Annotated in this window: 15 protein-coding genes; 11 read left to right on the forward strand and 4 right to left on the reverse strand. The window is 61.0% G+C overall.

All coding sequences use genetic code 11. The features are described 5' to 3' along the window. Nucleotides 1–3 precede the first annotated feature (3 nt). From NKI17_RS30370 to NKI17_RS30400, 7 genes are all read left to right on the forward strand, one after another. Nucleotides 4–735, forward strand: coding sequence for a VirB8 family type IV secretion system protein (locus NKI17_RS30370; RefSeq protein WP_352907199.1), 732 nt, complete (start codon nucleotides 4–6; stop codon nucleotides 733–735). After that, nucleotides 732–1,568, forward strand: a complete 837-nt coding sequence (virB9, locus tag NKI17_RS30375) for a P-type conjugative transfer protein VirB9 (protein WP_352907201.1) — start codon at nucleotides 732–734, stop codon at nucleotides 1,566–1,568. The genes NKI17_RS30370 and virB9 overlap by 4 nt, the downstream gene beginning before the upstream one ends. A gap of 7 nt (nucleotides 1,569–1,575) precedes the next feature. Further along, nucleotides 1,576–2,910 (forward strand): type IV secretion system protein VirB10, encoded by a 1,335-nt coding sequence (gene virB10 / locus NKI17_RS30380; RefSeq protein ID WP_352907202.1) that lies wholly within the window; start codon nucleotides 1,576–1,578, stop codon nucleotides 2,908–2,910. After that, nucleotides 2,876–3,922, forward strand: coding sequence for a P-type DNA transfer ATPase VirB11 (gene virB11 / locus NKI17_RS30385; RefSeq protein ID WP_352907203.1), 1,047 nt, complete (start codon nucleotides 2,876–2,878; stop codon nucleotides 3,920–3,922). The genes virB10 and virB11 overlap by 35 nt, the downstream gene beginning before the upstream one ends. A gap of 117 nt (nucleotides 3,923–4,039) precedes the next feature. Then, complete coding sequence (locus NKI17_RS30390) at nucleotides 4,040–5,371, forward strand: type IV secretory system conjugative DNA transfer family protein (protein WP_352907232.1); 1,332 nt, start codon at nucleotides 4,040–4,042, stop codon at nucleotides 5,369–5,371. A 220-nt stretch (nucleotides 5,372–5,591) separates the two neighbouring features. Next, a complete protein-coding gene (locus tag NKI17_RS30395) occupies nucleotides 5,592–5,912 on the forward strand; it encodes a type II toxin-antitoxin system RelE/ParE family toxin (RefSeq protein ID WP_352907205.1) in 321 nt (106 codons plus the stop codon). Then, nucleotides 5,909–6,190: a helix-turn-helix domain-containing protein gene (locus tag NKI17_RS30400; RefSeq protein ID WP_352549326.1), complete on the forward strand. Its 282-nt coding sequence runs from the start codon at nucleotides 5,909–5,911 to the stop codon at nucleotides 6,188–6,190. The genes NKI17_RS30395 and NKI17_RS30400 overlap by 4 nt, the downstream gene beginning before the upstream one ends. Before the next feature lie 132 nt (nucleotides 6,191–6,322). On the opposite strand, the gene NKI17_RS30405 is transcribed toward NKI17_RS30400, so the two are convergent. Both NKI17_RS30405 and NKI17_RS30410 read right to left on the reverse strand, forming a co-directional pair. After that, entirely contained in the window at nucleotides 6,323–8,464 is a 2,142-nt protein-coding gene (locus tag NKI17_RS30405; protein WP_352907206.1) for a relaxase/mobilization nuclease domain-containing protein, read from the reverse strand. Between the two features lie 125 nt (nucleotides 8,465–8,589). Next, complete coding sequence (locus NKI17_RS30410) at nucleotides 8,590–9,000, reverse strand: hypothetical protein (RefSeq protein ID WP_352907207.1); 411 nt, start codon at nucleotides 8,998–9,000, stop codon at nucleotides 8,590–8,592. Nucleotides 9,001–9,325: 325 nt separating this feature from the next. Here NKI17_RS30410 and NKI17_RS30415 point away from each other — a divergent pair, with 325 nt between their 5' ends. The 3 genes from NKI17_RS30415 (at nucleotide 9,326) to NKI17_RS30425 (ending at nucleotide 10,840) form a co-directional block, all read left to right on the forward strand. After that, nucleotides 9,326–10,018, forward strand: coding sequence for a nucleotide-binding protein (locus NKI17_RS30415; protein ID WP_352873980.1), 693 nt, complete (start codon nucleotides 9,326–9,328; stop codon nucleotides 10,016–10,018). After that, on the forward strand, nucleotides 10,015–10,356 hold the full coding sequence (locus NKI17_RS30420) for a hypothetical protein (protein ID WP_352873978.1): 342 nt from the start codon (nucleotides 10,015–10,017) through the stop codon (nucleotides 10,354–10,356). Before NKI17_RS30415 ends, NKI17_RS30420 begins: the two co-directional genes overlap by 4 nt. A gap of 211 nt (nucleotides 10,357–10,567) precedes the next feature. Next, entirely contained in the window at nucleotides 10,568–10,840 is a 273-nt protein-coding gene (locus tag NKI17_RS30425; RefSeq protein WP_352873976.1) for a WGR domain-containing protein, read from the forward strand. Between the two features lie 215 nt (nucleotides 10,841–11,055). Here the strand turns inward: NKI17_RS30425 and NKI17_RS30430 are convergent, their stop codons facing one another. After that, nucleotides 11,056–11,394, reverse strand: coding sequence for a hypothetical protein (locus NKI17_RS30430; protein WP_352907236.1), 339 nt, complete (start codon nucleotides 11,392–11,394; stop codon nucleotides 11,056–11,058). 6 nt (nucleotides 11,395–11,400) lie between these two features. Between NKI17_RS30430 and NKI17_RS30435 the strand changes: the two genes are divergently transcribed. Beyond that, nucleotides 11,401–11,865 (forward strand): phosphotransferase enzyme family protein, encoded by a 465-nt coding sequence (locus NKI17_RS30435; protein ID WP_502894656.1) that lies wholly within the window; start codon nucleotides 11,401–11,403, stop codon nucleotides 11,863–11,865. Between the two features lie 134 nt (nucleotides 11,866–11,999). On the opposite strand, the gene NKI17_RS30440 is transcribed toward NKI17_RS30435, so the two are convergent. Then, a complete protein-coding gene (locus tag NKI17_RS30440; RefSeq protein WP_352907208.1) occupies nucleotides 12,000–12,224 on the reverse strand; it encodes a hypothetical protein in 225 nt (74 codons plus the stop codon). Between the last annotated feature and the right edge of the window lie 69 nt (nucleotides 12,225–12,293).

Raw genomic sequence — 12,293 nt, forward strand, 5'->3', positions numbered from 1 at the left:
CCAATGAGCGATGTGAAGGAAAGCGCTGGGGGACCGGCGAAGGAAACCGAGTCTCCCTTGCCGTACTACGTGGATGCGTCAATCTGGGAAAAAGATATCGCGCGGCGCAATCGCTGGTCGCGATCTCTGGCGTGGTGTGTGGCGAGCGTCGCCTCGGTCATTGCCGTTGCAGCGGTGGGCGCGCTGATCCTTGCGCTGCCGCTCAAGACTTATGAGCCCTACATGGTGGTGGTCGACAAATCCACCGGGTTTGTCGAGGTCAAGCGGCCGCTGGCTGAGGGGCCTTTGCAGCAGGACGAGTCGATGGGGATGTTCGATATCGTCCGTTATGTGAAGGCTCGCGAGACCTACGATCCGAAGGCGCTTAAGGACAACTTCGATCTCGCGCAATTGCTGAGCGCCGGCGATGCCTCGAGGGAGCTCGTCGAGCTTTTCAGCCCGGCAAACAAGGTGACGAACCCCGTCGTGCTCTATGGGCGAAACACCGTCGTGGCGGTGACCGTGAAGTCCGTGACATTTCCTAACCAGAGGACCGCCCTGGTCCGGTTCATGACGGAGGAAAAGAGCCAGGCGAACACCGTGCAGCGGCATTGGGTGTCGTTGATCCGGTTCCGCTACACCGGCGTGCCGGCAAAAAACGAGATCCGCTTTCAAAATCCGCTCGGCTTCCAGGTGCTCGAATATCGGCGCGATCAGGAGACGGCGCCGGCACCCACCGCGGAGACACCGCAATGAAGGTCGCCGCCATCCTGATGGCAATCGGGCTCGGCGTTTGCGCGGTTCAGCCGGCCCTTGCCGAACAGACCCCTCGGGCGGGATCTCGTGACAGTCGCATTCGCTTCGTCTGGTATCAAAAGGACGATGTGGTGTCGGTGCCGGCCAGCTATGGCGCCTCGACCATGATCGAATTCGGCGATGACGAGAAAATCGAAACACTCGGCGCTGGCGACGTCCCGGCCTGGAGCATCGAGCCCAACAAGAAGGGCAATGTGCTGTTTGTGAAGCCGATCGAGAAGAATGCGGGCGGGAATCTCAATGTCCTGACCAACAAGCGCAGCTATGTGTTCTTCCTCAACGGCGAGTTTCGGCCGGTTGCGCAACAAGTCTATGCGATCAAGTTCCGTTATCCCGAAGAGGTGTCGGACGCGGCGCTGATGGACGAAGCCCAGGCCCGGGCGGCACAGCCGAACCGGCAGGGTTTCAAGGCCGAAAACGCCAACTCGTCCTATGCCTATAAGGGGTCGTCGGCAAATAAGCCGCTCGTGATCTACGACGACGGCGTGAAGACCTGGTTCCGCTTCGATCCGGCAAGGAAAGTGCCGGCGATCCATGTCGTCGACAGCGAGCGCAATGAGACGCTTGTGAATTATCGCCGCGAGGGCGCGTACATCGTCGTCGACAAGGTCAATTACCAGTGGACGCTGCGCAACGGCAACGAAGCAACCTGCGTCTTCAATCTGAGACTGAACAATGTGAACGAACCGACCGGGCTTGAACCTTACGAGCCCCAGCGTGTCGGCGGTGGGACTGTTCGGAAAGTGAGGGGGCCTGATGCCATCTCCCAATGAGTACAGAATGCTCGCCGAGGAAGGAACAGTGGTCGCCCCGCCAAAATTCGGGGCGAGCACATTCTTCAAGATCGTGGTGCCGCTGGGTGCGGTGGTCTTCGCCGGCTGGATGATCTATGCGGCGACGCGTGCGCCAGACAAGCCGCTGTTGACTGCGTCGGATGGCGAGGAGTTTCACACCACACAGTTTCCCGCACCTGGGCTCGATACGCCGCGTCCCCAGCTTGATAACGGCACCCTGAAAATCCCGACGGCTCCCGAGGAGCCGCCGGCGGCGCCGGCAGAGCCGCCGTCGACGGTCGAGGCTCCGCCTCCCCCTCCACCAGCCTTGCAACCGCCTGCAGCTCCACCACAGGTGCAGGATGATGCCGAGGCCCGTCGTCTGGCTGAGGAAGAACGGCGCAAGAAAGAAGAAGAGGAGCGCCGCAAATGGGAGCGCTTGCGCGCCAAGCAGCTCGTCGTCGATAGCGGCGATGCGCCTGGCAGTGCATCAGCGCTGGGCGGCAATGGAGCGGATGCAGCGGCGGCCGGAAACGCAGGCGAGGGCGAGGAGGACCCCAATCGGCGTTTTTTGGCAAGGGCGAGCCAGAGCGGAGCGGATACATCGAAAGCCACGATGAACCCGCGCACGGACGCTCTGGTCGCCCAAGGGACGATGATCAAAGGCGTGCTCGAGACCGCGATCCAGAGCGATCTTGCCGGTATGGTTCGGGCCGTCGTGTCGGAGGATGTGTGGTCGTTCGACGGTCGCAGGGTTTTGATCCCCGCTGGCTCCCGCCTTATCGGTGAATATCGCAGTGGCCTCGCAACCGGCCAAACGCGGGTGTTCATAGTGTGGACACGCCTGCTTCGATCGGACGGCATGTCGGTGCAGCTCGGCTCGACCGGCACCGACGAGCTCGGTCGCAGCGGCATGCCGGGCGAGGTCGACAACCATTATTTCGAGCGGTTCGGCTCGGCGATCCTTCTAAGTGTTGTGGGCGGTGCGACGCAATTCATCGCCAACCTTGGCAACGACCAGAATGGGTCGAACACCAACCAGGCCTACACGGACCCGCAGACCGGACAGACGGTGACAATCCAGACGCAGCCCAACCAATACCTGCAGAGCGCCCGCCAGATCGGCGCGCAACAGGTCTCGCAAAGCCTCAACCGCATTGCCGAAGAGGCGCTTCGAAATTCGATCAATATCGCGCCCACGATCCATGTCGATCAGGGGTCGCGCATCATGGTGTTCGTCCGCCGGGACCTCGATTTTTCGGAGTTCTATCCGGACCCGGTACGCGAGGCGTTGAGGGAGATACGACGTGAGCGGGCAGCAAAGAACCGTCTTTCTAAATAAGGCGCTGGAGCCGGTGCGGCGCTGGCTCCACGACGATCGCGTGGTCGAAATCTGTGCAAACGGGCCTGGGCTTGTGTGGGTCGAAATTGTTGGCTCGACACATATGGAGCCCTTCGACGTCCCCGAGCTCGACCGCGCCGCGATCACTTACCTCATGGAACGTATAGCGGCATCATCCTCGCAATCGATCAGCGAGGAAAATCCCTTGCTTTCGGCCGCCCTCCCCGGCGGCGAACGCTTCCAGGGCGTGCTTGCGCCGGCGACGCCGACAGGAGGCGCCTTCGCGATCCGCAAGCAGGTCGTGAAGGATATGCGCCTTGATGATTACCGGAGGCGGGGGTCGTTCGATACGATCTCCGTCCAGGATCCCGGCGAATTGAGCGAGACCGACAGCGCCCTTTGCGAATATCTCGACGCCGGCAAGATCGAGGATTTCCTCCGCCTGGCCGTGCGGGAACGGTATTCGATCTTGCTTTCAGGAGGCACATCGTCGGGCAAAACGACGTTTCTGAACGCGATTTTGCACGAGGTGCCTTCGGATGAGCGGATCCTCACCATTGAGGATACGCGAGAGGTTAAACCACACCAGCCCAACTATCTGCCCCTCGTCGCATCAAAGGGCGACCAGGGCCTGGCGCACGTGACCGTTGAAACGCTGCTGCAAGCCGCCATGCGGTTGCGGCCGGATCGAATCTTCCTGGGCGAGATCCGGGGAGCGGAAGCCTATTCGTTCTTGCGCGCCGTCAACACAGGTCATCCCGGATCGATCACGACGATCCATGCGGACAGCCCGACCGGTGCGTTTGAGCAGCTAGCATTGATGGTCATGCAGGCTGGGCTTGGGCTGAGCAAGGCAGAGATCATCGATTACGTGCGGTCGGTCCTGCCGATCGTGATCCAACAAACGCGCCGGGGCGGCTGGCGCGGAACTTCGGCGATCTGGTTCAACCGCATGACCGAATGGAGAGCCGCCAGAAAGGTTCCCCAGAATGTCTCGCGTATTCGCTTATAGGCTTCTCCTCGGCCTCATCGGCCTCGCCGCCTTCTTTGCCCTTTGGAGCCTGGCCTACGAGCTGGTGGCGACATGGCGGTGGACTCCCGCGCTGCCCTCTGAAGGCGCCTCGCGAACCTGACGGCGGCTCTCAACCCCTGGACCAATGATCTCGTTGCAGCCGCTACGGCGTCGACCGATTTCGATATCTCGAAGTTTCGCAAGGACCCGACGGCTCTCTTCATCGGCTGCTCGGTGGCGCAGCTCGACGTGTTCCGGCCCATCATCAAACTCCTGGTTCAGCAAATCCATGATGTGCTGATGGCTTCCTCGCCAGGCCCGGACGAGCCCTATCAGGTCCTGGTGATGATCGACGAGTTTCGCCAGCTCGGCAAAATGGAGTCTATCGTTTCCAAGCTGGCGATCAACGCGGGCTATGGCTTTCGCATGGTCCTGATCCTGCAGGATCTTGCCCAGCTTGACGAAGTCTATGGAAAAGCGACGCGGCACACCACGGTGACCGCGTGTCAGGTGAAGCTTTTCATCCGCATGAACGACGTGGAGACCTCGGAACATGTCTCTGTAATGCTGGGGCCGACCACGATCGAGGTGCCCACACCGATCATCAGGGCTGGTCAAGGTATATTTGGTGGCTTAGACAAGAGTTTAAGTTATCAGGAAAGGCCGTTCCGAACGGCGGCGGAGCTTCGGCAACTGCCGGCGAAGCAGGCCGTGGTTCTGGGCTCGAGCCCCCCTGGTTTCATGGTGCGCAAGATCACCTATTATAAGGACGCTCCCTATAAAGCGACCTACCAGGAATTTCGGCACCGACGCCTGAAAGTACCGCCTCTCTCCCGATGGCAGGATCTTCCGCTGCGCTCCATGGCGGAGGTCGAAGCGGCGGCTAACAACGCGCCGGCGGCACCTTTCGAGTTGGGGGAACCCGATACCGTCGAAGCGCCGGTTTCGGGCGATACAGCGTATGCCGATGCGGTGCCGCGTGCCACTGCGGCTGAACGGGCTGATCCCGTCGCGTTAAAGCCGAAAGTAAAGAGCGACAGCGCGGACGCACCACAGGTGCTGCCAAGCTCAGGCCTTCCAACGGTCGGTGAGGCTGAAGCAAAGAGCGAGGTCGCCGCTGAAGTTCCGGAGTTGAAGCCGAAGCGGGCCGATCAGACAGCTGATGATGCGCCGCGGCCGCTTCCCACCCTTGGCCGGCGATCGGCGCCGGCAGCATCAAAGACGTCCGACCCGAGTGCGTCTGAAGGCAAGGCGAGTGTCTTGCGATTCCAAGTCCGGCCGGGAAACAAGTCCACGTCGATCGCCGCACTGCTCGCATCGCTCGATCAGGAAGTAGAGGCCGGCGCTCGTTCCCTGTCACCGTCAGTGGATAGCGGAGATGTCGACGGGGGACCGTCGGCCGCTCTTGAGGCGCTGCAGGATCAAATTAGACGTCATGGCGATCGCTAGGACGTGAAATTCAGTTGAACACAAATGAGCGATTTGTGCCTGCGGTGCCCAAGTCGAGTGTGAGAACAAGACGAAGCGTCCCTAATCGATGGCAGGCGCATCGAACCGTTTCGTTGCGGCTCCCGGTTCTTGGTGGGGACGTGAGCTGATTGCTGGTCCGTAAAATGCGATTGATTGTCACCCTAGCCAACCTGTATCAAAACCGATACAGTGCACCCCGATGAAGGTGATTGAATGGCTTGGAAGCAGCAGGGCGGATGTTCGAGCGTTTCCTGACGATGCGCGGATAGAGGCCGGCTGGCAGCTCGAACTTGTCCAGCGCGGCGACGATCCCGACTGGAAGCCTCTGCAGATCGTGGGGGCCGGCGTCAGGGAAATCAGGGTCCGGGAGGCATCGGGAGCGTTCCGCGTCATCTATCTGGCAACGCTGGAGGACCGCGTTTTGGTGCTTCATGCGTTCCAGAAGAAGACACAGGCCACATCCAAGAAAGACCTCGATCTGGCGGCTCAACGGCTAAAACGATGGAAGGCAGAACGATGAACGTAGAAATCTATGATAACGTCTGGGACGCCCTGGCGGACACCGAACAGGAGGCAGCAAACCTCAAGGCGCGCTCGGCGCTGCTCTACGAAATCCGTAAGGCAGTCCAGCGTTGGGGCATTCCCCAGGAGGAAGCCGCCAAGCGGCTCGGCCTGACGCGCCCTCGTGTCAATGATCTGCTGCGCGGTAAGCTCGCCAAGTTCTCGCTTGACGCGCTCGTCAACATCGCCGCCTCCGCTCACCTGGAAATAGAAATCCGGGTGAAGGAGGTTGCATAATCACGAGGTGTCAAATCTCGTCTTTCCTCGGAGCACATCTTGCGTTTGGACGCGAGCGTGTGCCGAACGGAGCCGCTGCCAGAGCCCGGCTTAGGGAACAACGAGCCCACGCAGTGGTGCATGACGAGGCAACTACTGCTTTTGCGGCTTTTGTGAATCCGGCTCTTCGCCTTCGACTGGAGCGGTGTTGATGCTCCTCGACTGCAGGCGCTGCAGTTCTTCGAGCCGTTCGCCTTTGACGATCTCGGGATCAAGCCGCTCGTTTGGATTCTGCGCCAATGAACGCGCGGCTTCGCTTGCGGCTTGTGCCTCGCGGGCTTCCTTCGCAGCGATGCTTTCGGCGTTGCGCACCATTTCGCGGTCTTGCGCAACCTGCTCAAGCGAGGTCGGATCAGCCGATCCGGCTCGTTCGTCGCGGATCTCCTGCTCGATGGCGCGATTGCGTATCTCGCGAGCGCGATCGGCCTCAAGCCGCTCAGCGGCCTCGATCTCCTGGGCGCGATGGACCAAAGCTTCGGCGCGCGCGCCGGCAATCCGATGGGCCTGGTCTTCGCTGACATGCGTGACGCCACCTTCCTGCAGGGATTTGAGATCCGTCCGGATCGCCAGCAGTTCCATGGTGGGCGCCGCGCGCCGTAAGAACTCCGCTTTCGTCTGGCCGTTCATCATGGCCGCTGTCTTGTTAACGGTCTCGTTGATCTGTTTTAGGTTTTCCCGCATCTGGTCCGCGGTGGCATCTGAACTCATTTGAACACCCTTTCCATCTCGAATAGCGACCACAACAGTACCGGATCGGGAAGCTTGCGTCATTCGATCAATGAATTGACTCGCTATCGCGTTATCCGGCCGGGAAGCAGCAACCGAGTGCCAGTCCCGAAGGCTTGCCTGGGTGGCCTGCAGCTGGCGCGCCGAAATCGGAATCTTTATCGGGTTTGCCTTTGCGTGGTTGATCCGCTGGCGGGCCTTCTCGATGACGTGCGGGTTTGCACGGGCATAGGCGCGGTCACGCGCCTCCCTGCCCGGCCGCGGCTTTTCGGCCGTGGCCACAATCGCCTTGTCGCGCGGACCATAGCTTTGTGATGACGCTCGATAGGCCGCGGAGGTCGCGACGATTCTCATGCCCTGCGCTTGTGCGTGCTGGGCATAGAGCGCGCGCCATTCGCGAAGCTGGGCCGGACCTGGTCGCAAGCGCTCACCGTCCTCACCCTTCACCGCAACGATGGCGTGGACATGAATATGACCGCCCTCCTCCGCCATATCGGCATGCATGCCGAAGGCGAATTTGTGATTGGGGAACTGCTCATGCAGGAACCCACGCGCGGCCCTCACCAGAGCTTGCCTGTCCTCGCCCGCCTTGGCCGACAGGATCATGTGCATGGTGTCGCGAGGCTTGTAGGAATTCAGGGTCTTGTCCCAGGACTGCGCGGTCTGCCGAACCGCCTCCTCAGACGCGATCGCGGCGCCGTCGGCGCCGATCGCCGCTCTGTCATGGCTAAGGCGCGCGAGCTGGAACACGACACCGGCTTTGCCGTGGCTGGGCTCCCCAATTGGCTTCACCGAAACGGTATCCTCCTTGACCCCAAGCGCCTCGGAGATCCGCGAGGCGATCATGGCCCGGGTCGGTGCCGAGAACTGGCGATCCTGCTGGCGTCGATCCGAAAAGTGAAACCGATGCTTCACCTTGTCGTCCCCGTTCTCACCCCGCACGACGCTGTGTCCGGCCATGGTCGCGACGACGCGCGCGACGCTCGATCCGTCCTGCAGTGTGTCGATACGATAGGCGAAACCGTGGCCGGCGAAACCTGCCTGAACTGCCTGTGAAAGGCGCTCGGCATTCTCCTGCCCTGCCAGCGAAAGCCGAAACGTCGCCACATCCTCGCTCTCCCGCCGCTTGTCGAAACCCTTGCCCCACTGTTTCATTTCCGCGGCAACGGCTTCCTGCGTTGCCAGGATCCGCGCGTCATGCGTCTCGAGCGCGACGCCCTCCTTCTGGATATATTGACCGATGGCGGCTGCCCTTGTGACGCCATGCCCGTAGGAAATCACCTTCAAAACGGCCGGCTGATACCCGGCCGCCAGCTTGTCGGCAGCGGCCCTCGGCGCAGGTCCGCCGGCGAGCTTCCGTCGCTTCGCTGGCAGGGCGAGGTTTAGGCGCCCGGCTTTACCGCGCGGCGGCTCCAGCTCCCCGGGAGACGAGCGCGGCACGGCCGGTTCCGGTGGCTGGCTTGCCCCGAGACCGCCCTCCCCCTTCCGGCCGCGAACCGTCTTGAACAACCCATCATCGTCATTTCCAGCAAAGGACAACAGTGCCCGACGCCGGCGCTTGCGGTTCTCTTCTTCAAAAGCCGCGCTCGCGCGAATCCGATCGGCTATGGCCTGTATGGAAGACTGGTCGAGGTTCACGCGCCCTCACCATCCAGCAGATTCGCCGCCTTCCGAAGTTTCAGGCCATGGGCGATCGTCATCGCCGTCAATTCGGCGTCGACAGCTTTCACCCTCTCATCCAGCGCTTCCCATATCGGCAACGCCGCCTCCATGGGGGCAGCGTGGCCGGAATGAATGGCATGGAGAAGCTGGCTGAGGTTTCGGCCGACCATCCGAACTTGTGAGGCCAACGCCGCGACCGTGCGTGAATTGTCAGCTGACAGAGCGGGACCGACATCCAGGTTGGCCCGGATAATGCGCCGCAACGTCTCCGCTCGGTCAAGCTGGAACACCTTGCAGGCCTCATCCAGGAGCGCGCCCGCCTCCGGCCCAATATCGATCCGGGAGCGCTTTCGGGTGTCCTTGTGGGCGGCGCTGGTGTCCAAAATTCCTCGCTATGGCGGATGGGCCTCACGTCGAAGACGGTCCAGGTCGAAGCGAAGCGACGACCTGCTCAGCCAATTTGGACCCAAATTGCGTATCTTGTCAATCCAATACGAAACATTATACTGACTCACCGACACATTAAACCAGAGCCGATCATGCATCCTGGGACATTGCACCGATGTGCAAATTCATATTATCACACAGGCACTTATGAGCCTCGGCACTTTGTTGCATCGGCACATAGGTACAATGCAAGGAAGTCGCTTTGGCACCAAATCGCCTATGCGCCTTGACGCCAAGGTGACGCAACATTGGGAAAAAACAATGCCGGAACAACGCGCGGTGCAAATCACAGTGGCCTCTCCCAAAGGCGGGGTCGGCAAGACCATGACCACCATCCTGCTCGCGGGCGAATTCGCCGCGGCCGGTCATCGGGTGACGGTGCTCGACACCGATCCGCAACTGTCCGCTATGGAGTGGAGCAAGAACAGTCGCCGCGCCGGGTACGCGCTTTCAAACATCGACGTCATCCCCATCAGCTCGACCGACGACCTGATCGATCGCCTGGCGCAATCCGACGCCGAGGACCTGCTGCTGGTCGATGTCCAGGGCACGGCCGTGGCTGCACTCGGCCCGGCCGTCGCCAACGCCGACTTCGTGCTGATTCCGACGAAAGCGCACGTCTTCGATGTCAAGCAATGCCTCGGTCTGATCCGGCACATCCGCTCACTTGGAGGGCGCCACCGCGAAATTCCCTACGCGGTGATGCTCAACATGGTTTCGGGGATCGAACACAACACGATGGCCTTCCGCACGGCGATCCAGCTGCTGCGGCAGGCCGACGCCAGCGTGCTTGAGACCTTTTTGTCGCAACGGCCGACCTTCGCCTCAATCGCAACCGCCGGGACGCTTTACGAAGTCCAGCCCGTGAACAAGGCCGTCGAGGACGCTCGCGACCAGACGAATGCCCTGACCGCCGAGATCATCCGCAAACTGAACGGAGCCACCCCGCAATGAATGAGAAAAGCGATCGGTCCGCAAACCAGCTGCCGCTGCCTGCCTTGAAACCCCGCGCCCGTTCGGATGATCCGTTCTCGCGCAACATGGCTGCCATAGTGGAATCCAGCATCAGCGAAACCGACAGGCTGGAGCAGCAGACGAGAACCCAGTCTGCCAGAGCGGCGAAAGCGAAGCTCGAAAGGCCGAAGGCAGACGGCGAGACAGCCCGGCTGCACACACGCATTCCGGTCTCGCAGATGATCGAGCTGCAGGTCCATTGCGCGCGCAATAGAACAACCATGCAGGAGGTGGTGCAGGGCCTGATAACGGAATTCCTTGCCGGGCAGCCGAAGTAGCCGGACGCGCTATCAGCGTCGATTTTCGTACGACCGACCGCCCAGACTATGGCCCAACGAGGATTGGCTACATCTCTTCGGGGAAGGCCATCAAAGACGGTGCTGAACGACTGACGTTCGGTTCCATCCATCACCAGGGTGAATCGATCTGCGTCCGCCGATTCAAACCATTCATTGGACGCGCGCGTCCGACTGCGCGATTCTGTCCGCAATGATCGCGCAACTCTATCGCCTCTGTATCGAACGCCGCGACGCGGATCGGAACATGGCGCGCTTCTATGCACTGTCGATCGAGGAGACCCTGTTCGGCCAGACCTGCCTGGTCCGGCGTTGGGGCCGGATCGGAACCACCGGCCGCACGGTACAGCACTCCTTTGATACCGAGGGCGAAGCCGTCGCCCTTTTCCTCGAGCTGCTGCGCGCCAAGCGGATGCGCGGCTATCAGCCGCGATCCGCCCGACGCGCAGCAGCGATCCCGTCTTGACAGGTAGCCGGTAGAGCGACGGGAGCCAGGTTTTGGAACAAAGTCGCTTCGTGTACCGGGTGCGGGCGCGATGTCGCCAGTGGGAAGTCAGTGATCTTGACACCGTGGCAAGATGTCGGCGGGCACTTGTGAGGCGATAGGTCGAGTGGAGTCGACAGCGAAGATTGTCCGGAGCACGACGGAATTCCCGGCGAACCGTTGAGACGTTCGACAATTCACCCGGCAGCCACTTTGCCCTCGACCAGCATGGTGACGACATCGCGCATGCGAACTTCACTAATGCGCTGGGCCAAAAATGTTCCCGCCATGTTCTGACACGATCCCTGTTCCGCTATGCCACCGTCGCCGCCGTTCTGGCTTTGATCTTTTTGTCTGTCAGAATAGGTCAGGATGGCGGCGGGCACACCACAAGCGGCTTGCCCGATCCGGCAAAGACGCCCGGTCTCCGGCGACCAATGGCGCCGTTTGGAGCGTCCATCGCGCACCTGCACCTGGCTATGCCAACCGCCATTGGCGGAGACATCCGAAGCCTTGAGCCGATAGCGATAGTCCAAGATACGTTGCTGGCACTTTCTCCCATCCTTGAGAGCCGCGAAGTCTCGGGAGTGATTGAGCACGACTACCTGGCATGCTTGCGGCGATCTGAGTTGCACTCCCTTCCAGCCGGCCTGTGTCACGGCGATGCCTGGACAGGCAATACTCGCGTTCACCAGGGGAAGGTCCACTTTTTCGATTTTGATGATTTTGGGCACGGCCCTCTTGTTCTCGACCTCGGCACGGCGGCATGGCACTTAGCGCGCGCCGAAAGCCCCAATTCCGGTGAGATGGTCGCTTCATTGATATCCGGATATGAAAAGATCCGCCCGTTGTCCAAGATTGAACTCGACGTGTTGCCCCTTTTCATGGGCCTTGCTGAAGTCCGCTCGCTGCTGTTTCTCGCGCGCTATTGTGCGTTGACCGATGACTTGTGGGCTGAGACGTTTCAAAAGACGATGAACGTATTCGCCCTGTCGCAGCACTCCTAAGGTTGATGCGTAGCAAACGTCAGCTTATCATTTGAAACAATACTGGGAATTTTCGCGACGCGGAAGTTGGATCGCATAGTGAGTAATTCGAGCCGTCCAAACCCAAGCGAAATTCATCCGCTATCGGAAGCGCCCTACGTACAAGTGACCTCGCCTTCGTCACCGCGATCGATGTCGGTTGCCTCCACCTCGGCGAATTGACGACGCTTCGCGGCCAGATCGCCGGTGAACGCAAAAGTCACCACTATCACGCGACTGGTATGACGCGAGCCTGCGGGCGCATGGGCAAAAAGCTGGCGCAAGCGCTCCCGTTCACCCTCTAGATCGTCGAGGGCGGGCTCGAGGGCGGGACGGCCCAAGCGGCGTCACGGTCGTGGGGAGCTCGATATCGTAATCCCACGCCGGTCCGCATCGGCATGGTGCTGTAA

Source organism: Mesorhizobium sp. M0816 (assembly GCF_040320005.1).
Lineage (GTDB): Bacteria > Pseudomonadota > Alphaproteobacteria > Rhizobiales > Rhizobiaceae > Mesorhizobium.

Coding starts and splice junctions, on each gene's coding strand:
- NKI17_RS30415 (WP_352873980.1), top strand. CDS start 9,326: ATGCCGGAACAACGCGCGGTGCAAATCACAGTGGCCTCTCCCAAAGGC.
- NKI17_RS30370 (WP_352907199.1), top strand. CDS start 4: ATGAGCGATGTGAAGGAAAGCGCTGGGGGACCGGCGAAGGAAACCGAG.
- virB9 (WP_352907201.1), top strand. CDS start 732: ATGAAGGTCGCCGCCATCCTGATGGCAATCGGGCTCGGCGTTTGCGCG.
- NKI17_RS30400 (WP_352549326.1), top strand. CDS start 5,909: ATGAACGTAGAAATCTATGATAACGTCTGGGACGCCCTGGCGGACACC.
- NKI17_RS30395 (WP_352907205.1), top strand. CDS start 5,592: ATGAAGGTGATTGAATGGCTTGGAAGCAGCAGGGCGGATGTTCGAGCG.
- NKI17_RS30420 (WP_352873978.1), top strand. CDS start 10,015: ATGAATGAGAAAAGCGATCGGTCCGCAAACCAGCTGCCGCTGCCTGCC.
- virB10 (WP_352907202.1), top strand. CDS start 1,576: ATGCTCGCCGAGGAAGGAACAGTGGTCGCCCCGCCAAAATTCGGGGCG.
- NKI17_RS30425 (WP_352873976.1), top strand. CDS start 10,568: ATGATCGCGCAACTCTATCGCCTCTGTATCGAACGCCGCGACGCGGAT.